Annotated in this window: 15 protein-coding genes; 5 read left to right on the plus strand and 10 right to left on the minus strand. The window is 62.3% G+C overall.

The genetic code is table 11. The annotated features are described in order from the left end of the window. Positions 1-162: 162 nt before the first annotated feature. Both CTR2_RS15470 and CTR2_RS15475 read right to left on the minus strand, forming a co-directional pair. Positions 163-1,986 (minus strand): ATP-binding protein, encoded by a 1,824-nt coding sequence (locus CTR2_RS15470; RefSeq protein WP_087082897.1) that lies wholly within the window; start codon positions 1,984-1,986, stop codon positions 163-165. After that, positions 1,986-2,660, minus strand: a complete 675-nt coding sequence (locus tag CTR2_RS15475; protein WP_003062385.1) for a response regulator — start codon at positions 2,658-2,660, stop codon at positions 1,986-1,988. The genes CTR2_RS15470 and CTR2_RS15475 overlap by 1 nt, the downstream gene beginning before the upstream one ends. Before the next feature lie 184 nt (positions 2,661-2,844). On the opposite strand from CTR2_RS15475, the gene CTR2_RS15480 reads away from it, so the two are divergent. Genes CTR2_RS15480 through CTR2_RS15490 form a run of 3 tightly spaced genes read left to right on the plus strand, consistent with a single transcriptional unit; the run spans position 2,845 to position 5,595 of the window. Continuing rightward, a complete protein-coding gene (locus CTR2_RS15480) occupies positions 2,845-4,266 on the plus strand; it encodes a prolipoprotein diacylglyceryl transferase family protein (protein ID WP_254913305.1) in 1,422 nt (473 codons plus the stop codon). 56 nt (positions 4,267-4,322) lie between these two features. Then, positions 4,323-5,168, plus strand: coding sequence for a thiol:disulfide interchange protein DsbG (dsbG, locus tag CTR2_RS15485; protein ID WP_087082893.1), 846 nt, complete (start codon positions 4,323-4,325; stop codon positions 5,166-5,168). Between the two features lie 49 nt (positions 5,169-5,217). Then, on the plus strand, positions 5,218-5,595 hold the full coding sequence (locus CTR2_RS15490) for a DsrE family protein (RefSeq protein ID WP_238707780.1): 378 nt from the start codon (positions 5,218-5,220) through the stop codon (positions 5,593-5,595). Between the two features lie 41 nt (positions 5,596-5,636). On the opposite strand, the gene CTR2_RS15495 is transcribed toward CTR2_RS15490, so the two are convergent. The 6 genes from CTR2_RS15495 to CTR2_RS15520 all read right to left on the minus strand — a co-directional run bounded on the left by CTR2_RS15495 (position 5,637) and on the right by CTR2_RS15520 (position 17,590). Continuing rightward, positions 5,637-6,683, minus strand: a complete 1,047-nt coding sequence (locus CTR2_RS15495; RefSeq protein ID WP_087082891.1) for a patatin-like phospholipase family protein — start codon at positions 6,681-6,683, stop codon at positions 5,637-5,639. Between the two features lie 30 nt (positions 6,684-6,713). Continuing rightward, positions 6,714-8,840: an NAD-dependent DNA ligase LigA gene (gene ligA / locus CTR2_RS15500; protein WP_087082889.1), complete on the minus strand. Its 2,127-nt coding sequence runs from the start codon at positions 8,838-8,840 to the stop codon at positions 6,714-6,716. Between the two features lie 63 nt (positions 8,841-8,903). Then, positions 8,904-10,253: a cell division protein FtsZ gene (locus CTR2_RS15505; RefSeq protein ID WP_087082887.1), complete on the minus strand. Its 1,350-nt coding sequence runs from the start codon at positions 10,251-10,253 to the stop codon at positions 8,904-8,906. Between the two features lie 36 nt (positions 10,254-10,289). Further along, positions 10,290-13,817, minus strand: coding sequence for a chromosome segregation protein SMC (gene smc, locus CTR2_RS15510; RefSeq protein ID WP_087082885.1), 3,528 nt, complete (start codon positions 13,815-13,817; stop codon positions 10,290-10,292). Between the two features lie 251 nt (positions 13,818-14,068). Further along, positions 14,069-14,398 (minus strand): YnfA family protein, encoded by a 330-nt coding sequence (locus CTR2_RS15515; protein ID WP_034354139.1) that lies wholly within the window; start codon positions 14,396-14,398, stop codon positions 14,069-14,071. Positions 14,399-14,449: 51 nt separating this feature from the next. After that, complete coding sequence (locus CTR2_RS15520; protein WP_087084558.1) at positions 14,450-17,590, minus strand: bifunctional diguanylate cyclase/phosphodiesterase; 3,141 nt, start codon at positions 17,588-17,590, stop codon at positions 14,450-14,452. A 552-nt stretch (positions 17,591-18,142) separates the two neighbouring features. Between CTR2_RS15520 and CTR2_RS15525 the strand changes: the two genes are divergently transcribed. After that, the gene (locus tag CTR2_RS15525) at positions 18,143-18,643 is read left to right on the plus strand and encodes a flavodoxin family protein (protein ID WP_034380827.1); all 501 of its coding nucleotides are present in this window, start codon (positions 18,143-18,145) and stop codon (positions 18,641-18,643) included. A 170-nt stretch (positions 18,644-18,813) separates the two neighbouring features. Beyond that, positions 18,814-19,452 (plus strand): TetR/AcrR family transcriptional regulator, encoded by a 639-nt coding sequence (locus CTR2_RS15530; RefSeq protein WP_003075989.1) that lies wholly within the window; start codon positions 18,814-18,816, stop codon positions 19,450-19,452. Between the two features lie 130 nt (positions 19,453-19,582). Here CTR2_RS15530 and CTR2_RS15535 read toward each other — a convergent pair whose 3' ends face one another. Together CTR2_RS15535 and CTR2_RS15540 are read right to left on the minus strand one after the other, a co-directional pair. Next, positions 19,583-21,022: an efflux transporter outer membrane subunit gene (locus CTR2_RS15535; protein WP_087082883.1), complete on the minus strand. Its 1,440-nt coding sequence runs from the start codon at positions 21,020-21,022 to the stop codon at positions 19,583-19,585. After that, positions 21,019-24,186 carry an efflux RND transporter permease subunit gene (locus tag CTR2_RS15540; protein WP_087082881.1) on the minus strand — a complete coding sequence of 1,056 codons (3,168 nt, stop codon included), beginning with the start codon at positions 24,184-24,186 and terminating at the stop codon, positions 21,019-21,021. Before CTR2_RS15540 ends, CTR2_RS15535 begins: the two co-directional genes overlap by 4 nt. Positions 24,187-24,192: the final 6 nt, after the last annotated feature.

Below are 24,192 nucleotides of genomic sequence, written 5' to 3' on the forward strand. Positions count from 1 at the left end.
CGGCTCAGATCTGCCGCACATCAGGCGTGTGCTGAACGCCGACGTCTGACCTGGAATGTCACGAGCCATGGCAGCCCAATGACAGCAAGCACATTGCCCGAAGATACTTATAGAAGATTAAGAGCCAATTAATGCTGCAAACAATTGGCTCCCCCAATCTGACTAATCAGGCGGCGCAGCACAGGACTTCACCGGCAGGCATAAACGCACCACCAGCCCTGTCACCGCTTCTGGCGCCAGGCCGTTGTGTGCCTGCTCGAATGCATAGCCCTTATGCTGCGGCCACTGGGCCAAGGGCAGCAGCTCCAGCTCACCGTCGCTGCACTGTGCAATGCGCTGCACTATCGCCAGCCCCAGACCGCTGCCATGGGCCTGATGCTGCTTGCGCCAGAAGCGCTGGGTCGCCACGGCACAGTCCTCGCTGCTCAGACCGGGCCCATGGTCGATCACTGTGAACTCCACATAACCAGCAGGATTGACGAGCATCGCCTGCGACTTGTCCCCGCCGACCTGCGCCAGCTGCGGAATGTGGCGCAGGCCGAGCAGTATCGCAGAGTCGCCCGGCTCGCCACTTGCCTTCTGCCCATAGCGCAAGGCGTTTTCCATCAGATTGCGCAATGCCGACACCAGCAGGGGCTGAGGCACGGCTACACGCAAGTCCTGCAGCCTGGCGTCATTCAGGGCTTGCTGAGGCAACCAGCGCAAGCGCAGCGAGCCTGAAGGAATGGCCGTGGCGGCCAATCCCCAGGCTTTCTCCAGAGCCTCCCAGGCACAGGCGGGCTCGCTACCGCAGGCCATGGCACGAGAGCCTCCTGCATCTTCGCTCACCGGCTGACAATCCAGCCTCGCCAAGAGCAACAATTGCTCCAGCGTGTGCTGCAAATGCTCCACGCCCTCCCCCGCCTGCTCCAGTGCCTGCCGGGTCATCTGCCACTGCGCGGTTTCCGAAATCGGCCTGGGCTCAGCATCCTCTTTGCCGGCTCCGGACGGATCTCTCAAAGCCACCATCTGAGACCCCGCATTGGCCACCGCCATCTGCGCCACCTGCACATGGGTTTTGACGGCAGTCAGCGGCGTGCGCAGCTCATGGGCGGCATCGTCGCTCCAGCGACGTTCGCGCTCAATGGCTCTGTGCACGCGCTGCAGCAAGTGATTGATGGTCTGCACCAGTGGCGCCAGCTCCTTGACCTGCCTGCCTTGCGCCACGGGCGAATCATCTCCGGGCGGACGCTCGCTCAACTCCTGGCGCAGCGACTCAAGGGGGCGCAGGCCGCGTGTCACCCCCCACCACATCAACACCATGCTGGCCAGCAGCGCCAGCACAAAGGGCAGGATGATGGTGTAGGCGAAACCATGGATCAATCCCTCGCGCACATCGATGCGGTCGGCCGTGGCAATGCGCACGCCATGCTCCTCAAGCACATAGGTGCGCCAGGGCTTGCCGCCCTTGGTGATGCTCGAGAAGCCCAGCGGCAGCGGCCCCTGGAAGCTGGGCGCACCCGCAGTGCGAGCCAGCACCTGAGAATCGGTAGGCTCGGTCGCCTGCTCTGGAGCCGTATCTGCGAAATCCCCGGCGCGGCCGGTCTTTGCAGTTTTGACGCGCGGTGCATCCAGCGGAGATGCCGGAATCAGTGCCGGGCGAGCCGCGTTGCCGCTCGCCTCGTCCGACACAGCATCTGCATCCGGATCCATAGCATCATGCGTAGGCGCAGTATGCACTTCGCTGCGAATCATGCTGACCTCGCAAGCCACACCATCACGCGCCACCACATTGAGCATGGGCCCCCAGTCCCCGGGGCTGGTGTTGTGCGGCTTGAACTGGTGAACAATGCCCGCCACCATGCGGGCCGATGCAATCAGCCGGTCGTCGAGCACGGAGCGCAGCTCATGTCTCATGCCGGCAAACATCCAGGCGGCCACACCGCCCCACAAAGTGCACAGTGCCAGACACAGCCAGACCAGCAAACGGACCCGCAGGCTGCGCATCAGCAACTGCCCCCCTGCACGCGCCCTAATCTGAACCCCACACCACGCACGGTCTCCACCATGTCCGAGCCCAGCTTGCGACGCAGATGGTGCACATGTACATTGACCGCGTTGCTCTCCACATCAAGGCTGTAGCCATAGAGGCTGTCGCGCAGTTGCTCCAGGCTCAGCACTCGCCCTGGCGACTGCAGCAGCGCGCGCAGCAACGCCCATTCACGACGCGACAGGTCCACGATGCTGCCCTCCCGTATGGCCTGGCCGGCGGCCAGATCCACTTTGACATCGCCCAGCACAATCCAGTCCACGGTACGCCCCGCCGCCCGTCGCAGCAGCGCGTGCAGTCGCGCCGCCAGCTCGTGCAGATCGAAGGGCTTGACCAGATAGTCGTCAGCCCCGGTCTGCAAGCCTTCGATGCGCTGGTCCACTGCATCACGTGCGGTCAGCACCAGCACCGGCAGCTCCAGCCCCTGACGGCGCCACCGCGCCAGTAGATGCAGACCGTCCTCATCGGGCAGTCCCAGATCCAGCACGCATACATCGAAGTGGGAGGATTTGAGCGCCGCATCAGCCTGGCTCGCGCAACCCACCACGTCCACGCCAAAGCCCTGTAGCTGCAGGCCCGCCTTCACCCCGCTGGCGACCAAAGCGTTATCTTCCACTAACAGCACATGCATTTTTTCACTGCGCAACCGCCACCCGCACCATCACATCCAAGGATGTGAGTACCCGTTACGCGCCTTGTTTATCCGAAGCGGCCGAGCATCGCAGATTTATCTTTTCGCAGCGTTAACCCCTGCTTAATCCCTTGCGCCCAAGATGCAGGGCTGCCTCATCCAAGACACTCAGCCACCACCATTCATGTCTCTTCGCTCTGCCGCAGCCCTAGTTCTGCTTTCAGTCCTGCTGACGGGGATGACTGCCTGGGCACAGCCGCTGACCCTGCCCAGCCTGAGTGCCGACAGGCCCGCTGCACAGCCCGAAGTCCTGACTGCTGAACAGGCTTTCGAGCTGGTCCACGCCGAGCAAAGCGCCATCAAAACAGAGGCTGATGGCCACCGCCTGCTGGAGCTGCGCTGGAACATTGCTCCTGGTCACTATCTCTACCGCGACCAGTTGCGCCTGCTCGATGCTCAAGGTCAGCCAATACCACTGCAGATTCCTGAAGGTCGGACCCTGAGCGATGCGTTTTTCGGCCATGTGCAGGTCTTTCACCGGGAGTTGCGCATTCAGGCCTCGCTGCCTGAACGGTCGGCGCAATGGCCGCTGGAGCTGCAATGGCAGGGCTGTGCCGAGATAGGTATCTGCTACCCGGTACAGCAGCAGAGCATCAGCGCCGCTCAAGCAGGCATGGACAGGAATGCGGATGCCCCGGCTCCAGCCCTAAGCGAAGGCAATACCGAAGCAGCTCAACCCGGCTTTCTGCAGGCACTGGCCTTGCCCGCCAGCGTGCGGATAGGCCCTCTCGCTCTTCCCACCATGGCTCTTGCCGCATTTCTGGCATTGTTTGCCAGCCAGTGGTGGGCGCGACTCAGGCAGCGGCAAAGCAATCAGCCTGTCGAGACTCTGCTGCTTCAGGCCACGCTTGCTGGACTGGTGGCGGCGCGCGCGGCCTACGTCGTGCAATGGTGGCCCGAGTACTGGCTGCCCGTGAGCGCAGCTCCCGCCAGCGTGCTGCAGATTCTGGATATTCGCGACGGTGGCTGGAACCTCTGGGCCGGGCTGCTGGTGGCGGTTCTCTGGGCAGCCTGGAGCTGCCGCAGCCATGCGCTCCTGCAACGTGGCGTGCTGCAGTCCCTGGGTGTGGGCGCTTTCATCCTGATGGCGGCTTACACACTGCGAAATTGGGTTGAGCCTCCAGAGTCCTCACTCCCCTCCCTGACGCTGGTCAGCGCTGCCGCTCAGCCCACGAATCTGCGCAGCTACGGCGGTCAACCGCTGGTCATCAACCTCTGGGCCAGTTGGTGCCCCCCCTGCAAGCGCGAGATGCCGGTACTGGCCCAAGCGCAAAAAGACCATCCAGGCGTTCGTTTCATCTGGATCAACCAGGGTGAAGACGCCGCTGCAGTGCTGCGCTATTTGCAGTCCATGCCTCTACCCCCAGCCCAGGTGCTCCTGGACACTGAGCAGCTCGCCGGTCAGCACTGGCAGCAACGCGCCCTGCCATCCACCTATTTCTATGACGCGAACGGACGCCTGCGGTCCACGCGTACGGGGGAGCTCTCCCGCGCCAGTCTGAGTGAGCAGTTGCGCATCATTGCGCCTCCAACACAGGCCCCATGACTCAAGATGGACAAAGGTTTTTCGTGCCACGTTTACAGCCCCTGTCACGCCCATTGATGGCACTGATTCTCCCCATCTTCGCTGCAGCCGCAGCCACCGTGGTGGCCGTGGCCTATACCCGCGACGTGATTGCCGCCAGCGGCGCGGCAGCAAGCGGTGCGGCAAGCAGCGACCTGCCCTCAGCGCAGTTTCTCGCCGAGCAAGGCCTGCAGATCGTGGGCCCCATGCAGAGCTCCGGTGGCCTCAAGGCCTGGGCCGCCTACCGCGACCAGCAGCCCATCCCCATCTACCGCATGCCTGACGGCAAGCACTGGGTGATTGGCACCGTCATTGATGCCCAGGGCAAGGATGTCAACGCCAAAGCCTTGCACAACGCCGTGCAAAAGCCCATGGGCCAGGAGCTCTGGTCCGATCTGGAGCGTACACACTGGATTGGCGACGGCAGGCCAGATGCCGCCCGCATCGCCTATGTATTCACCGATCCCAACTGCCCCTATTGCAACCAGCTCTGGCGCGATGCCAGGCCACTGGTGCAAGCTGGCCAGCTGCAGTTGCGCCATATTCTGGTGGGCATGCTGCGCCCCAGCAGCGAAGGCAAGGCCGCCGCCATTCTGGCCTCCAAGGCACCCGAGCAGGCTCTTGCCAGCCATGCCATGGCCTATGCCGACGCGCATGGCAAGAATCCCGATATCCTGGGTATTGCACCGCTGCAGCGCATCCCCCTGTCGGCCCGCGATGCACTAGCCAACAACGCCGCGCTGATGAGCAATGCAGGCCTGCGTGCCACACCCGCAACGATCTGGAAGAATGCCCAGGGGCTGGTGCAGATCCGCACCGGCATGCCGCCCGGGCTGCTGGACGAGTTGATGGACAAAGCTCCAGCCAAGTCGCCCGCACATTAGGATTCAAGTCACCGCATAGCCCCTTCACAGAATTTGCAAGCAGCTATCATTGCGCTGGCAAATCTGCCCCAACACCATGATCCGACCCGACTGGAACACCCTGCTGCCCGCCCTGCGCCCCAGCACCCGCATCGTGCTGCACGCACCCAGCACGCAAGCACTGGTCCGCGCACGCGGAAACTTCAAGAACCTGAAAGCCGCCAACCCTGAGTTGGAGGTCTGGATTGTCGTCAATGCCCAGGCCGTGCAAGCCGTGCTGGACCAGCCGGACGACATGGGCCCTGCTCTGGCACATGTGCTGCTGTGCCCCAACACGCTCAGGAACGCCGGCATCAGCGCACCGGACAATATTCAGGTGCTGCCCATGGGCGCCGTCGAAGCCATCGCCCGCATGCAGCAGGATGGCTGGACCTATATCCGCAGCTGAGCAGGCTGCGGCCTCGGCACTCCAAAGCCGCGCGCTCCGGGCTAAAGACCCCAGTCCTTGAGCGCAGGCAACGCCAGCTGGGTTGCGGCATAGCCCTCATCGATGGACTCGCGCCCCCGGTAGAAGTCCATCAGCCCGACATGCGAGAGGCGCGGAGCAATCAGCACCTCGGCCGGGTCACCCGCCATGCGGCTGCGGGTGATGCGCATCTGCATGATATTGACACTGGCCATGACCACATTGACCAGCGAGGGCACAGGCACAGAAGCACCGTCCTCGGCATCTCCCTCCCCCTTGCGGCCCCTGCGCATGACGGATGAGGACAATGTCTTCACGCTCGTCATGCTGCGCATCCATGCGCCCGCCCAACCGAGCGGTGAGCCATTCGCCGCCAGCGCTTCAGGAATCTGGCCCAGCGGTACCGGAGGCTCCTCCTCTTCCAGATGCAACTGCGAAACCCTGAGTTCGCGGGCATGCAGGTTGATCTCGCTCTCGCTCATGTCAACGGGCTTCATATGCCTGCGCATGATGTCCGCATTCAGATCGACGGCGATGACGATGTCCGCCCCCATGGCACGCGCCAGCGACACCGGCACCGGGTTGACCAGACCGCCATCGACCAGCAGCCGCCCTTCCCGCATCACCGGAGTGAACAGGCCTGGCAGGGCAATGGACGCGCGCACGGCTTCGGCAATCGAGCCCTTGCGCAGCCATACCTCGGCACCTGTCTGCAGATCGGTGGCAACGCAGCCGAACGGCGTGACCAGTTGCTCCACGGTTTCCTGGACGAAATTCTCGCGCCAGAACTCGATGATCTTCTCGCCCTTGAGCAATCCGCCGCCCAGATTGAAGTCCATGAAGCCGAAGACCTTGCGCTTGCCCAGGCCCAGCACCCAGCTCTCGAAGGCGTCCATTTCGCCAGCAGCATAGGTTGCACCGACCAATGAACCAATGGATGTACCGCAGATGATGTCGGGGCTGACACCGGCTTCGCGCAGCGCGCGCAGCACGCCAAAATGCGCCCAGCCTCTTGCAGAACCGCTGCCCAGGGCCAGGCCCACCACGGGTTTGCGTCGCAATTTGTTCATGTAGCCTTCCTTGCTGCTTCTACAGTCGACTCAACCGGGCTGCTCGCCCCTTAGCAGTGCCAGCATGCCAGCTTCGTCCAGCACGGGCACGCCCAACTCCTCGGCCTTGGCCAGCTTGCTGCCCGCCTCTGCCCCGGCCACTACATAGCTGGTCTTTTTGCTGACCGAACCCGAGACCTTGGCACCCGCCGCTTCCAGCATATCCTTGGCGGCGTCGCGGCCCAGCGTGGGCAAGGTGCCGGTCAGCACCACGGTCAGACCGGCCAGAATCTGAGGCGCCTTCTCGGCTGGCTCGCCTTCCTCCCACTGGACACCGCAGGCGCGCAGTTGCTCCACCACCTCGCGGTTATGGGGCTGGGCAAAAAAGGTGTGAATGCTGTCTGCCACCACCGGCCCGATATCCTTGACTTGCAGCAACTCCTCCACGCTGGCGTCCATGATGGCGTCGAGCTTGCCGAAATGCTTGGCCAGATCCCTGGCCGTGGATTCACCCACATTGCGAATGCCCAAACCAAACAGAAAGCGCTGCAGTGTGGTGCTCTTGGATTTTTCCAGGGCTGCCAGCACGTTCTGGGCCGATTTCTCGGCCATGCGATCCAGCGCTGCCAGCGAGCTCAGGCCCAGCCTGTAAAGGTCAGGCAGCACGCGCACCACCTGGGCATCCACGAGCTGATCGACCAGCTTGTCGCCCAGACCTTCGATGTCCATGGCACGGCGATGCGCAAAGTGCAAGATTGCCTCCTTGCGCTGTGCGCCACAGAACAGGCCGCCCGTGCAGCGGTGGTTGGCCTCGCCTTTTTCACGCACCACCTCGCTGCCGCAGATGGGACAGGTCTTGGGCATGCGGAAGTTGGGCACATAAGCAGGCCGCTCGCCCGGCACCCGTCCCACCACCTCGGGGATCACATCGCCCGCACGGCGCACTATGACCTGATCGCCCACGCGCACGCCCTTCTTGCGGATGTCGAACAGATTGGACAGCGTGGCATTGGTCACCACCACGCCGCCCACCTGCACCGGAGCCAGGCGCGCCACGGGCGTCAGCTTGCCCGTGCGCCCCACCTGCACGTCGATGGCTTCCATGAGCGTAGGCATCTCCTGAGCCGGGTATTTGTGCGCCACGGCCCAGCGCGGCTCGCGCGACTTGAAGCCCAGTTGACGCTGCAGGACCAGGCTGTTGACCTTGTAGACCACGCCGTCGATTTCATAGGGCAGATTGGCGCGTTCGGCACCGATGCGCTCGTGAAACGCTACCAGTTCAGAAGCACCCAGCGCAATACTGACTTGCGGTGCAACCGGAAAGCCCCAGGATTTCAAAGTCTGCAGCATGGCGTAGTGCGTGCCGAAGTCCGGCCCGCCCTGCTCCGGCGGCGTGATCTCGCCCAGACCATAGGCGAAGAACGACAGCGGACGCTGGGCCGCGATACTCGAGTCGAGCTGACGGACCGATCCGGCCGCCGCATTGCGCGGATTGGCAAAGGTCTTGGCACCTGCGGCCTGCTGGCGCGCGTTGAGCTTGTCCAGATCGGCCTTGGCCATATGCACCTCACCGCGCACCTCCACCACGGGCGGTACATCGCGGCCGGTGGACAGGATCAGTGGAATCTGGCGAATGGTGCGGATATTGTGCGTGACGTCTTCCCCCACCTCGCCATCGCCGCGCGTGGTGGCCTGCACGAGGCGGCCGTTTTCATAACGCAAATTCATGGCCAGGCCATCGAACTTGGGCTCGGCCACATATTCGATGGCTGCAGCAGACTCATCCAGCCCCAGCTCCTTGCGCACACGCTGGTCGAAGGCAATGGCACCCGTGGCCTCGTTATCGGTCTCTGTCTGGATGCTCAGCATGGGCACGGCATGGCGAACCGGAGTCAAACCGTCCAGCACCGCACCGATCACGCGCTGCGTGGGAGAGTCCGGCGTAACGAGTACGGGGTAAGCTCCTTCCAGTGCCTCGAGTTGCTGATAGACGCGGTCATATTCCCCGTCGGGAACCGTGGGCGCATCAAGCACATAGTACTCATGTGCCCATTGATGGAGTTGGGCGCGCAATGCCGCCACCTTGCTCATCACGCTTTCGGGCACCCCAGCATTGATAGCTGTCGATGGCTTCTGGCCCTGGGGTTCAGCGGAAAAAAGGTCTAAATTCTCGGTCATGCTCTGCCCGCTGGAAATTCAAGGTCCGGGATAAAAAAGGCCAACATTGTTGGCCTGTTTGTTTTAGCTGAAAAGCCTTCTGGCAAGAAGTGAGCCGGCCGACAGCTCTGCGCTGTCGAGCTTGTCGTAGAGCAGCTCCAGGTCATGCTGAATCGGGTCCAGCGCCGAAACCGGCAGCAGATAGCCGTTCTGGTCGCAGAGCACGCCGTCCATGGTCTGGCACAGTTGCTCCGCCACCTGGCGCAGGCGCGCAAACGGCTGCTGTCCACGCGGCACCTGGGCCACATCCAGGCTGAGCAGGAATTCGCGCACGACGGACTGATCCAGATCATCGCCCATGGCGGCCTGGGGGTCGTAGTTCAGCACCAGCACCGGAGGCAGGCCCTGGATGGGGGAGGCAAGCACCATGCGGCCCGGCATGGGCGTGATGACAAAGCCCAGGCGCTGGGCATTTTGCTGGACATAACCAGCACTCCAGGACGCCTGACGCGCACGCAGCATAAAGCTCAGTTGCGCATCGTGCTCGCTGGCGAACTGATCGAGCTCGCGTGCACGCGAGACCTCGTTGAGCATATTGGGCACGTCAGCCATGGCGCCCAGCGCATCGGCGAAGCGCTGCACCTTGGTGACGAACTCCGAGAACTCGATCTCGTTGAGTGCACCGGTACGGTTGGCCAGTTGGACACCGGCCTGAAAGCCCAGATAGCGCTGGCCGGTCTGCAACGGCTCCCACTGCTTGCTGTCCTGGTTCATGCCTTCAATGGCAAAGGGCTTGTTGCCGGCGCGGCGGGTACTGGGCTGGGCCTGCAAGGCCACTTCACCAGGAACAATCTGGGCCACGGTAATCGGAGCAATCGCATCGATCAGCGCATCCAGATGGCCGCGTCGCTCCACTGACGGGGCGGGAGGGATCGAAGCGGCCAGAGGAGCGTCCGTCAGCACGGGCTCCACAGCCTGCGCGGCCTGCTCAGTCACTGCTGCAATGGCTGCATCCGTGCCCTGAGCGTTCACCTCTTGCACAGCATGCGTAGCCTCAGTCGCCTCGGCTTTGTGCTGGGCGGCCACCAGGGCTTCCTGACGCTGCGCTTCCTCATGGGCTTCGCGCGCCACCAGGCGGGCCAGCTCGGCATCGGCTTCGGCAAAGCGACCTGCCGATTCGGGCATCTGCAGGGGCTCGGTACCGGGAATGGCCTTGCCGAAATCCCCCAGCACGGGCTCATGCTGGTATTTGGTCAGGTCCGCACCATGACCGACGGTATTCATTCCGGGCTCGAGACGCTGAGGATCTGTGCTTTCATCCTCAGGCTCGGCCCGCTTGGGCGCATTGCGACGCGCAGTCCAGGAGTTGTAGGCAACGATCAGCGCCAACAGCACCACACCCAGGACGGCCAGACTGATTTGCAAGTTACTCATGTGAGAAAACGGTTCTTCAATAGGGGATGACCGGGCTCAGGATAGCTCAGCCATGGAGAGGGCGGACTCCATGTCCACCGCAACAATTCGTGAAACGCCCTGTTCCTGCATGGTCACACCAATCAGCTGCTCGGCCATCTCCATGGCGATCTTGTTGTGACTGATGAACAGGAACTGGGTTCCCTTGCTCATGCTGTAAACCAGCTTGGCATAACGTTCGGTATTGGCGTCGTCCAGCGGCGCATCCACCTCGTCCAGCAGACAGAATGGCGCGGGGTTGAGCTGGAAGATGGCAAACACCAGCGCAATCGCGGTCAGCGCCTTCTCGCCGCCCGAGAGCAGGTGAATGGTCTGGTTCTTCTTGCCGGGCGGCTGGGCAATCACCTGCACCCCGGCATCGAGAATTTCGTCGCCGGTGATCACCAGCTTGGCCTGACCGCCACCGAACAGCTCGGGAAACATGCGGCCAAAATGGCGATTGACGATGTCAAAGGTGCCGGTCAGCAAATCCCGCGTTTCGGCATCGATCTTGCGAATGGCTTCTTCCAAGGTGTTCATGGCCTTGGTCAGATCATCCATCTGCGCATCGAGGAAGGTCTTGCGCTCACGCGCCAGGGTCAACTCATCCAGCGCGGCCAGATTCACGGCCCCCAGGGCCTGGATTTCGCGGTGCAGGCGGTCGATTTCACCTTGCAGGCCGTGCATGCGCACATTGCCTTCGGCAATCGACTGAGCCACAGCAGCCAGATCGGCCTCGGCCTCGGTCAGCAGATTGCTGTACTGCTCCAGACCCAGGCGCGCGGCCTGTTCCTTGAGCTGGAATTCGGTGATGCGCTGACGCAGCGGATCCAGTGCCTTTTCCAGGCTCTGGCGACGCTCGTCGCTGGCACGCAGCTTGTTGGTCAGATCCTCATATTCACTGCGGCGCTCGGCGACGTCTTTTTCGCGTTGCATCTTCAGATCCAGCGCATCCTGCAGACCGCCCTGCGCTGCGGCATCAGACAGTCTTGCCAGTTCGTCCTGAGCGCGTTGCTGCTCCTCGGCCAGGGACTTGGCCTGCTGGCTGGCGGTTTCGATGGTGCGCGACAGCTCGGCGCGACGCGCGTGCAGCGTGCGCTGCGAGAAGGTCGCCTCCTGGGCCTGACGCTCCAGGCTGCGCAACTGTTCGCGCGATTCGTTCAGACGGCGCTCGGCCTCCAGCACGCGATCGCCCAGCTGGGCATGGCGCTCCTGACTGTCGGCCAGTTGCATGTCCAGCTCTTCAAAGCGGGCCTCGGCGGCGACCTTGCGCTCTTCGATATCGGAGAGCTGGGTTTCGACTTCGGACAGATCCGCCGAAATTTGCGCATTGCGGGCGCGCGCCTGCTCGGCCAGTTGAGACAGGCGCAAGGTCTCGACCTGCAGCTCATGGGCACGGCTTTGCGACTCGCTCGCTTCGCGGCGTGCGGACACCAGACGCTGCGAAGCATCGGCATAAGCGCTTTCGGCGCGCACCAAGGCCGAACGCGATTCATCGGCGATCAGCGCCTGGGCGCGGACTTCCTTTTCCAGGTGCTCTATTTCCTGCGCCCGCGCCAGCAGCCCCGATTGTTCGGAGTCCTGCGCATAAAAAGTCACGCTGTGCGCGGTCACCGCATGGCCGGTGGGCACATAAATGGTCTCGCCAGCCTGCAGATCGGCACGCTTGGCCAGAGCCTCGTCGAGCGTGGGCGCGGTATAGCAGCCCGTCAGCCAGTCCACCAGCACGGTGCGCAGGCCGGCGTCATTGATCTTGAGCAGATCGCTGAGACGCGCAAAGCGCGCAGCCGCCGATGCGCCCACCGCCTGAGCCTGGCTGAAGAAGGCCAGCCGGGCCGGCGGAGCGTCCTGTCCGCCCGAGCCCAGAAAGCCGCGCACCATGTCGAGGCGACCGACTTCCAGCGCACCCAGACGTTCGCGCAGTGCGGCTTCCAGCGCATTTTCCCAGCCCGACTCGATGGCGATGCGACTCCACAGACCTTGCATGCCGTCCAACCCATGCTTGGCCAGCCAGGGCTGAAGCTTGCCATCGGTCTTGACCTTTTCCTGCAAGGCCTTGAGCGCGTCCAGCCGCGCCGACAGATCGGCGTGACGACTGTTTTCGGCATTCACGGCCTGCTGTCGTGCGCGCCTATCCTCATCGAGTTGCGGCACGCTGTCCTGCAACTCGTTGAGGACGGCATCAGCCATCTCGGCCAGCTCCTGCGCCTCGGCCAGTTGCGTCTGCAGATTGTTCAGACGCGCTTCATCCGGCGTTTCCAGTGCATTGCGGTCGGCCCGTAAACGTTCATAACGGGTTTCGAACTGGCGACGCTGCTCATCGAGACTGCGCTGCTCGGCGGCCAGCACCTGAATCTGCTGCTGCACCTGCACCACCGAGTTGCGCTGGTCTGCATCGGCTTTCTGCGCCTTATGCAGAGAATCTTCCAGATCGGGCAGGCGAGTGCTTTGCTCTTCGAGCTGGGCAGCCAGCATCTCGGCCTGCTCTTCGGCATCCATGCCCGCCCCTTCGATGTTCTCGATCTCGCCCTGGGCCTCTTCGCTGCGGCTGCTCCACAGCAGCAGTTGCTCGGCCAGTTGCTGCAGACGCAGTTGCACGCGCTGGCGACCTTCGACCACATAGCGGATTTCGGCCTCCAGCTTGCCGACCTCGGCCGTGGCTTCGTATAGCTTGCTCTGCGCCTGATTGACCTGATCACTGGCGTCATAGTGCGACTGGCGCAGGGTTTCGAGTCCGCTCTCGTTGTTGCGGATATCGGCCATGCGCTCTTCGAGCTCGTTGACGACCTTGAGGCCTTCGACACGCACGCGGTCCTGCTCGGCCTCGGCATCGGCCCGCTTCATGAACCACAGTTGATGCTGCTTGAGCGTTACCTGGGCGTTCAAGCCGTTGTACTTGGCCGCAACTTCGGCCTGCTTTTCCAGCTTGTCCAGATTGGCATTGAGCTCGCGCAGAATGTCTTCCACACGGGTGAGGTTCTCGGTCGTGGCCGAGAGGCGGTTTTCCGTCTCACGACGACGCTCCTTGTACTTGGAAACCCCGGCCGCTTCTTCGAGAAACAGGCGCAGCTCTTCGGGGCGCGACTCGATGATGCGGCTGATCGTGCCCTGTCCGATGATGGCGTAGGCACGCGGTCCCAGACCCGTTCCCAGAAACACGTCCTGAACGTCGCGACGACGCACGGGCTGGTTGTTGATGAAGTAGCTGCTGTTGCCCTCGCGCGTGAGCACGCGCTTGACGGCGATTTCGCCGAACTGCCCCCACTGACCGCCCGCGCGGTGGTCGCTGTTGTCGAAGGTCAGCTCGACACTGGCACGGCTGGACGGCTTGCGATGCGTGGTGCCGTTGAAGATCACGTCCTGCATGGACTCGCCACGCAACTCGCTGGCCTTGCTCTCTCCCAGCACCCAGCGCACCGCATCCATGATGTTGGACTTGCCGCAACCGTTGGGCCCCACCACGCCGACCATCTGCCCCGGCAGAATGAAATTGGTGGGCTCGGCAAAGGATTTGAAGCCGGAGAGCTTGATGGAATTCAGGCGCACGGTGTCGGTGTCGGTCTAGAGGCTGGCCAGCAAAGGCTTGTGATTGGGAAAGAAAACGGCAAAAGCGGTTGCACAAACGCAAAACTTGAAAAAGCCCTGTTCTTGCTCGCAACCGTCAACAGACGGGAATCATAACGCGGCCTGCCCCCTCGTCAGCCAAGATTGCTGCATACACGCAAACCATAGCTGCCTGCGCAGGATCGACAAGGGATTGGGGCAGATTCTGATCGAATAAGAGAGCAGCGGACGCCTCAGGTGCGCGGCTGAAAAGCAATCAGACCCGCCCCCAGCAGACAGACGGCCACCCCTGCCATATCCCAGGCGCTGGGCTTGATGCCATCCACCAGCCACAGCCACAGAAGCGCCACGCTGATGTAGATACCGCCGTAGGCCGCGTAGATACGACCCGAGGCCGAGGGATGCAAAGTCAGCAGCCAGACAAACAAGGCCAGACTGACCGCAGCGGGCAGCAGCAGCCAGGCGCTGCCGCCCTGCTTGAGCCAGAGCCAGGGCAGGTAACAGCCCACAATCTCCGCCACGGCGGTCAGGACAAATAGCAACAGGGTCTTGATTTCAGGCAATTCAATCTCTCACACAGCGAAATGCGGGCATTGTAGAGAGCATGAACCGCCTCAACGCATGGACACCGGACTGAGAGCCGGCGTCGGAGATCCCGGCACATTGCCATTGGTGACCAGGCTCTCGAACTCGCTGACCGGCACGGGCGGGCTCATCAGATACCCCTGCCACGCATAACAGCGTATGCCTTCGAGAAAACGGCACTGCGCCTGGGTCTCCACGCCTTCGGCGATCACATGCAGACTCAGGCTCTTGGCCAGAGCCACAATGGTGCGGGCAATGGCTGCGTCATTGGGATCGGTCAGCACGTCACGCACAAAACTGCGGTCGATCTTGAGCTGGTCCAGCGGCAGCCTTTTCAGATAGGACAGCGAGGAATAGCCGGTACCAAAGTCGTCCAGCGAGAATCCGATGCCGTAGGACTTCAGACGCATCATCTTGGCGATGGTGTCGTCCACATCGGAGACCAGCATGCCTTCGGTCAGCTCCAGCTTGAGCCGACGCGCATCGGCTCCATGCTCGGCCAGCGCCTTGAGCACCTGCTCGACAAATCCGCTCTGATGGAACTGCTTGGGACTGACGTTGACCGAGAGCACCAGTTGCGCATAACGGGGGTGCTTGGCCCATTTCGCCAGTTGCCGGCAGGCGGCCTGCAGCACCCAGTCGCCCAGGGGCAGGATGACGCCTGTTTCCTCGGCCAGCGGAATGAAATGCGCAGGGGGGACAAAGCCTTTCTCAGGATGCTTCCAGCGCAGCAGACCTTCGGCGCCAATCACCTTGCCCATCTCCACCTGGGGTTGATAGAACAGCTCGAATTCACCGGCCTGCAGACCGGCACGCATATCCTGCTCAAGCGTACGACGCTCCTGCAGCGCCGATTGCAGCTGGGGGTCGAAGAAGCAACTGACATTGCGCCCCTGGCTCTTGGCCTGGTACATGGCCATTTCAGCGCGGCGCTGTACTTCTTCACCCGTCAGTTCTGGCTCGCCAAACAGGCTCAGGCCCATGCTGACGGTGATGGAGCGCGGAATACCGCCGATCTCTATGGGCTCACGCAAGCGGCTCAGCCACTGGTCGGCCTGCTGCTCCAGCCTGGCGGCAGCCGCCACGGAATCGCTGCCAAGGTCCTCGATCAGCAGCACAAAATCATCGCCGCCCTGACGAGCAATCGTGGCCCCTGAAGGAAGCAGACCACGGATACGCTGACTCATCGACTGCAGCAGCAAATCGCCCTGATCCAGGCCATAGGTCTCGTTGAAGGCTTTGAAGTTGTCGATATCCAGCAGCACCACACCACCAAAATGGGCCTTGCGTTGCGCCACGGCCAGAGCCTGTTGCAGCCGATCAGCCAGCAGGCGCCGGTTGGGCAGGCCGGTCAAGGCGTCGTAGAAGGCCAGACGGCGGACCTCCTGCTCGGCCGCCATGCGCTGGCTCTGATCCTGCAGCACCATCAAGCACCCTTCGGCTTGTAACACGGCACTGACCGCGACCGGGCGGCGCAGACTGTCTACCCCCCTGAGCATCAATGTCTGCGCAGACACCGTGCAGGCCGACGCCTCGGTGGCGAGCTCGTCCCACTGAGCCTGCACATCGTCGACACGCTCGGATTGGCGCAGCTGCAACGTCCGGCGGGCCTGAGCCTTGGCGACTTCCCAGCGCTGGATGACGCGCTCACGCTCGGCGGCATCGGGGAACATGCGCTCCCACCACTGCTGGGTTGATACGCCGGGCTTGCCCCCATGACCTGCCAGACGCAGAAATTCTTCGTTCCAGTAGACCAGGCGCCCATCCAGATCCTCCATGACCAGACCCACCGGAAGTCTTTGCATGAGATTGCGCAACTGCTGATGACCCAGCCGCTCCATCTGCTCAAGGCGCTTGCGCCCACTGATGTCCTGCACCAGCACCTGCAGGCGCCGCGATTCATGACGTCCGGTCAGAAACGCATTGAGTTCAACCCAGACTGGCGCGCCCTCCTTGGAACGCAGACAGAATTCGCCCGCGCTGTGCTGGAACTGCTGCAAGTCCAGTCCTTCAAGCAGTTGCGCACAGTGCGCCTGGTCTTCGGGCATGACCAGCTCCAGCACGCTGCGTCTGTGAATTTCCTGGGCCTCATAGCCCAGCAACTGACAGAAATGCTGGTTGACCTTGAGTACGCTGCGCGTGGCGATATCAAGCTCGAGCACGCCCATGGCAGCCTGCTCGCACATGGCATGAAAGCGCGCATCACTCTCCTGCCTTGCCTGAGCACTGAACTTGAGGCGCCGGCTCCAGCTCCAGCGGCTTTGCCACCAGCCCGAGACCCAGGCAGCCAGCACCAGCCCTGCCAGCAGACCCAGGCCCAATACCAGCCAGGGCAAATACCTCTCAAACCTTCTCTGAGTGCTGAGCGCGGGCTTGAACTGCAGCGACCAGATGCGGTCATACACCTGTATCTGCCGCTCCAGCGGCTTGATCAAGGCAAATTCAGGATGGGTTTCCGCCTCCGCCCACAGTGCGCCAGTGAACAAAATCTCCGAACCACCGGCAAGCATCGACAGCGGCGTGGTCAGTCTCTTGTGGTCCCCACCGGCCTTTGGCGATGGGTCGACTGGACTGAGATCCACCAGCTTGAAGGCGACCTGAGGGTAGAGGTTGGCCGGAACCAGCCCCCTCGCAAATTCGCCCAGACGGATCCGGGCATTGAGCGTCCCGAGCGGCTTTCCGGAAGATTTCCCGATCGCGGCGCCGCCGCCCTCCTCTGCCGCAGCCCACAACGGAGCCCGCAACACCACGCCCTTGGGGCTATCGGGCAGTTGCAGAAAGCGAAATGGAGCCGACATCGACATCTGACGAGAGTTCCACGCCTGCATCAAGGATTGAAATGCCGCCGCCGGCTGACGCGCGTTGCTTCCCGCCAGTGCCTCGTTGCCTATCAACGGCCAGACGTAGGAAACCTCGAAGGCCTGTGAATCACGCGCAAGATCGGTGTGCTGCTCCGCAGTCACTGCACGGGTCAGACTCAGGGCCTGCAGTCCCACCAGATTATCCTGGCTGAGCAGAGCATGGGCATGCTGGGCAAACACCTGCTGGCCCGCATCCGCATTGCCAGCCATTTGCTCGGCGAGCCTGACGAGCAGACGGTCATAGCTGCCCAGGCGTTGCTCCAGAGCTCGCGTCGCCATATCGGCACTGAGCTGCAAGCGCTGTTGCATGCGCGACTCCTGGCGTTGATGGAGCATCCAGCCCCCCAAACTGCCGCAGGCAATTCCAAAACCCAATGCCAGCAGCGCCAACCAGGGTTTACGCACTTTCATCACTGGCTGAGTTGCGAATTGCGACATGCAAAAGACACAAGATTCCTGAGTTGCGAGGTAGCTCCAGTCGACAGTGGCACCTTGCAACAAAGGCTGCGGCACCATGAGCCAACATGAGGAGCGACATAGTTTGTAGGAGCAAACCTACATCCAAAGAACATTCACACCAAGTGATTACCCTGAAAGCCTTGGCATGATTGCGTCTAGATTTAGATCAAATCATAGGCATAAGCTTGTATATCCAATACAAAGCGCTGCAAAATCAAGAGCAAGCTCAGGTCGCAAAATTGACAAATGTCAATATTTGTCGGAGCTTAGTCCCATTCAGGCCGCATCACAAACCACGACAACCCGTATCTTTTTAGCAACAATCAAGCAGAACCACAGCGCTCTACCCGGTTATTCCTGCCTGCAAGCGCCTGCGGTTTGTCCACCGGCAATAAAGCAACCATGTCACAACGCACGACTCTGCTGATCGTCTACCACTCGCTGACTGGCGGTACACTCCAGATGGTTGAAGCGGCCAGCACCGGCGCCCGGCAGGAGGAATCCGTCGAGGTCCGCGTGCTGCATGCCTCCCAGGCCGGCCCGCAAGACCTGCTGCAAGCTCAGGGCTATCTGTTTGCCACGCCGGAGAATCTGGCCGCCATCAGCGGTCTGATGAAGGACTTCTTCGATCGAAGCTATTACGGCGTGCTCGATCGGATACAGGGCCGCCCCTATGCCAGCTTGGTCTGCGCCGGCAGCGACGGTCATAACGCAGCAAGGCAGATGGAACGCATTGCCACCGGCTGGCGCCTGAAGGCCGTGGCAGAACCGCTCATCATCTGCACCCATGCCCAGACGCCGGAGGCCATACTCGCCCCCAAACAGATTCCGGCCGCCGATTTGCAGCGCTGCGAAGAATTGGGCCAATCACTGGCCACGGGGCTGGCATTGGGCATTTTTTAGAAAAACAAGGGTTTGCCCGCATCATTCCGGGCAGGATAGGCTCCATACAAAGGCAAGAATGGAGCCTTCGAATCGGGTTGTATAAATGTGCCATCATTGCTCGCGCATGCTTTTCCCTGATGCGCGCTCCCAAGCAGGCATAGTCTGCGACTTCACCAGTTCTTGCGTCCATGATTGAACCAGACACCGCACGTCCCAAGCGCACGCCACGCGGCCCCAGTCCGCAAAAGACCCAGGCCACACGCCGCTCCATCGTGGCGGCCGCGTTTGCAGAATTTCTGGAACACGGCTATGCGCGTGGCACCACGGCTTCGGTTGCACAGCGCGCAGGACTGTCCAAGGTCACGCTGTTTCGCTATTTCGACAGCAAGGAAGCCCTGTTCGAAGCCGTCATCCAGACACATATCGCTTCGGCAGCCGTGGCCTTGCAGTCCAGCCCCATGCACGAGCATGAATCCGTGGGAGAGTATCTGCTGCGCACCGTGGGCGCCGCGGCAGAGGTCATCGACAGCAGCGGCCGCTCCGCCACGGCCAGGCTGGTCGTCGCCGAAGGCCTGGAGTTTCCACTGCTGGCGCAGATGTATCGTCGCTACGTGCACGATGCCTTGCTCGAGCATTTCACCCGGCTCGCGCAGCTGGCCGCCAAACGCGGCGAACTCAAGGCTCCGGAGCTGGTTCAACACCCGGAATTGCTGCTTGCACCGCTGTGGTTGGCCATGATGAACAACACCGTCATCCATCCCGAAGTGCCCATGAATGCCGGAACCCTGTTCCGGCTCCAGGTGACCTTGCTGTTCAAGATGCCTTGACCTTGAGTGTTGGCGCGCCGAAATTTCAATGAAATCCCGCTCAATCGCTTTCTGGTAAAGCGTTAGCAGCTATCAAAAAAGCCGCAGCCTTTCAGGCTGCGGCTTTTTCTATGGAGCGACAGCTCACCCATCACCCCTGCTGTGCGGCCTCTTCCCCGCCCAGTGCCTTCCACAGGGTCACGCGGTTGAGCTGCTCCGACAGGCGCAGGCCTATCAGGGTCTGCTGCGCGGTATAGAGGCTGCGCTGCGCATCCAGCACCGTCAGATAGTTGTCCACACCGGCCTTGAAGCGAGCATTCGACAAATCGAAGGCTTTTTGGGTATTGGCCACCATGCTGGTCTGGGCGGCCAGCCGCTCATCCCACTGGGCGCGGTCGGCCAGCACATCCGCCACCTCCTTGAAGGCGGTTTGCACTGACTTCTCGTACTGACTCAGCGCAATGCGCTGATTGCTTTCGGCCACCTGTACATTGGCGCGGTTGCGGCCGCCATCAAAAATCGGCAGCTTGACCAGAGGGATGAAACTCCAGGTGCCGTTGTTGTTGCCGAACAGACGGTCCAGCTCATTGCTGCCGGTACCGACACTGCCGGTGAGCGTGATGCTGGGAAAAAGCGCCGCCCTTGCAGCGCCGATATTGGCATTCATGGCCTGCAGATTGCGCTCCGCCGCCTGCACATCCGGACGCTTGAGCAGCACCGATGAGGGCAGAGGTACGGGAACGACCTTGAGCGCCGCCGTGTCTGTCGCGCTCGTCAGGGTCTGGGCATTGGGCAGCAGCTGTGCAGGCACCGGACCGCCTACCAGCAGTTGCAGGGCATTGCGATCCCTGTCGACCTGGGAGGTGTAGCTGGCCACGTCACCGCGTGCCGTATCGACCGTGGTCTGGTTCTGTGCCAGCACCAAACCGGAGGTCGAGCCCAGCTCATGCATGCGCCGCGTCAGCTCAAAAGCCTTGATGCGGCTGTCCAGCGTGTCCCTGGCCAGCTGCAGACGCGCCTGATCGGCCGCCAGCGTCAGCCAGGCATTGGCGACATCGGCCACCAGACCGATTTGCACATTGCGCCGGTTGTCCTGGCTTTGCAGAAACTGCTGCAACGAGGCTTCGCTCAGATTGCGGATGCGCCCCCACAGGTCCAGCTCGTAGCTGGCGAAGCCCAACTGGGCCGTGTATTGCTCGCTGACGCTGGAGCGCCCTGCCGTCGTCAGATCCCCTGCGGTGCGCGTGCGATTGCTCTGTGCCTGGGCCGTGATGCCCGGCAGCAGATCGGCTCTCGTGATGCCGTACTGGGCCCGGGCCTTCTCGATGTTTTCCAGCGCGACGCGCAGATCGCGATTGTTGCTCAGCGCCAGCGCCACCACCTCGCGCAACTGGGGGGACTGCAACCATTGCAGCGCCTGGGCCTGCTGCAGCGCCGCCTCGCTGGCCTGGGCCGGCAAGGCGTTGCCGGACACGGTCTCGGGCACGGCCAGATCAGGCGTTTTATAGGCCGGGGCCAGATTGCAGCCCGCCAGCAAGGCCGTCACTGCGGCGGCCGCCATGGTCGAAAATCTCATGCTCGGGCGCCTCATGCTGCGCTCTCCTTGTTGACGTCAGCCGTCTCATCGCTGCGCGAGCGGCTCTTGAACCAGCTGCGCACCAGCAGGAAGAACACCGGCACGAGGAAGATACCCAGCACCGTCGATGCCACCATGCCGCCCAGCACGGCCGTGCCGATGGCATTGCGACCACCGGCGCCAGCGCCGGTGCCGATGGCCAGCGGAATCACGCCGAAACCGAAGGCCAGAGAAGTCATCAGGATGGGACGCAGACGCAGACGCACGGCTTCCACCGTGGCGTCGAACAGCTTCTTGCCCTGCTCCTGCAGCTGCACTGCAAACTCCACGATCAGGATCGCGTTCTTTGCCGCAAGACCCACGGTGGTGAGCAGGCCGACCTGGAAGTACACGTCGTTGGTCAGGCCACGCGTATAGGTCGCCAGCAGCGCGCCCACCACGCCCAGCGGCACGGCCAGCATCACCGACAGCGGCACCGTCCAGCTTTCATACAGTGCGGCCAGGCACAGGAAGACGAACAGAATCGAGATGGCATACAGCATGGGCGCCTGCGCACCGGACTGGCGCTCCTGCAAGGACGCCCCCGTCCATTCGTAGGAGATGCCATTGGGCAGCTTCTTCAAGATGTCTTCCACCGTCTGCATGGCGGTACCCGAGCTGATGCCGGCTGCGGCACGGCCTTCGAACTCATAGGCCGGGCTGCCGTTGTACCGCAGCAGCTGAGGCGAGCCATAGGCCCAGTAGGTTCTGGAGAAAGCGCCAAACGGCACCATCTCGCCCTTGTTGTTGCGCACCGTCCATTTGGCAATATCGGTGGGCAGCATGCGGTACTGGGCATCGCCCATGATGTAGACACGCTTGACGCGACCATTGTTCAAGAAGTCGTTCACATAGGTGCCACCCATGGCGCTGGAGAGCACGCTGTTGATGTCGCTGTACGCCAGCCCCAGCGCGGCAGCCTTGCGGTCATCCACATCCACGCGCAGCTCGCTGGCATCTTCCAGATTGGTCGTGCGCACGGCCGTCAGCAGATTGTTGGCGCGCATTTCGCCAAGCACCTGATCACGCGCGGCAAGCAAGGCCTCGTGGCCGACGCCATTGATGTCCTTGATCATGAAGTTGTAGCCCGAACTCGAACCCAGGCCGCGCACTGCCGGTGGCAGCACCACCTGCACGCGTGCATCGCGGATGCTGGCCAGCTCCCTGGTCGCCTTGTTCGCAATGGCTGCGGCCGATTGCGAAGGCAGCGGACGCATGCTCCAGGGTTTCAGACGAATGAAGCCGCGCGCCGAACTCTGGTCGCCGTTGAGACCGGAAACCTGGTTGAAGCTGATCACATCCGGCTGCTTGGCCAGGTACTCGCGCACCTGGTCCAGCACTTCCTGCAGACGGGCGTCCGAAGCGCCGGAAGGCAGATTGACGTTGACATAGACAAAGCCCTGGTCCTCATCGGGCAGAAACGAGGTGGGCAGCTTGGCCATCAGCAGCCAGACCGCGGCCAGCACGGCCAGGAAGATCAGCATCATGCGCTTGGCCCGACCCAGGCTGAACGCCACCGTGCCCTGGTAACGATTGGCCGCGGCATCGAAATTACGATTGAACCAGCGGAAGAACCGGTCGTTGATGCCCAGCACTCCGGAGCGTATGGCTCGCTCATGGCCGTCGCCATGGCTGCGATCCGGTGCCTTGAGAAGCGTCGCACACAGCGCCGGTGTCAGCGTCAGGGCTACGAACACGGACAGCGCCATGGCCGCCACGATGGTGATGGAGAACTGGCGATAGATCACGCCGGTCGAGCCGCCAAAGAAGGCCATGGGCACGAACACCGCCGACAGCGTGACCCCGATGCCGACCAGCGCGGGCGTGATCTCCTTCATGGACTGGCGCGTTGCCTCCTTGGGAGACTTGCCCGTCTCGTGCATCACCCGCTCCACGTTCTCGACCACCACGATGGCATCGTCCACCAGCAGGCCGATGGCCAGCACCATGGCGAACATGGTCAGGGTATTGATGGAGAAGCCCGCGACGGACAGCACGCCGAAGGTGCCCAGCAGCACGACCGGCACGGCAATGGCGGGGATCAGCGTGGCACGGAAGTTCTGCAGGAACACGAACATCACGATCACCACCAGCACCATGGCCTCGCCCAGCGCATGCACCACTTCGCTGATCGATGCCCGCACAAAGGGCGTGGAGTCCGAGCTCACGAAATAGTCGATCTGATTGGGGAAGAAGGGCTTGAGCTCGGCCAGCTTGGCCGCCACTGCATCCGACACCGCCATGGCGTTGGCACCATCGGCCAGGATAATGCCCATGCCTGCGCCCGGCATGCCATTGAGCTTGGCCTGAATGGACAGATTGTCGGCCCCCAGTTCCACCCGGGCCACGTCCTTGATGGTGACGACAGAGCCGTCATTCGAAGACTTGAGCACGATGTCCTCGAACTGCTCCACGGTCTTGAGCTTGGTACGCGCCGTAATGGTCGCGTTCAGCTGCTGGTTCTGCACCGCAGGCAAGGCCCCCAGCTGACCCGCCGAGACCTGGGCATTCTGCGCGTTGAGCGCGCTGCTCAGATCGGAGGGAATCAGCCCGTATTTCTCCATCTTGGCGGGGTCCATCCAGATGCGCATCGCGTACGGCGTGCCGAAGACGTTGATGTCGCCGACGCCTTCGATGCGACCGATGATGTCCACCAGATTGCTGTTGATGTAATCGCCGATGTCCACGGCGGTCACATCCTCATCGGGGGAATAAAAGCTGTAGGTGACCAGAAAATCCTGGCCGCCCTTGTTGATGAAGACGCCGCGCGTCTTCACGGAGTCCGGCAGGCGGTTGACCGCGCCCTGAATCTTGTTTTGCACCTGCACCTGCGCCACGTCGACATTGGTGCCCGGAGCAAAGGTCAGGGTAATGCGAGCCTGACCGGAGGCATTGCTGGTCGAGCTCATATAGAGCATGTTGTCGATGCCCTTGATCTGCTGCTCGATGATCTGCGTCACCGAGTTTTCGACCGTCTCGGCCGAAGCACCCGTGTACTGGGCGCCGATGGTCACGCGGGGTGGAGCGATCTCGGGGTACTGCTCCAGCGGCAGCAGCTTGATCGACAAAGCCCCGGCCAGCATGATGATGATGGCGATGACCCACGCAAAGATGGGCCGGTTGATGAAGAACTGAGCCATGTGTGT

This window comes from Comamonas thiooxydans (assembly GCF_002157685.2).
Taxonomy (GTDB): Bacteria; Pseudomonadota; Gammaproteobacteria; order Burkholderiales; family Burkholderiaceae_C; genus Comamonas; species Comamonas testosteroni_H.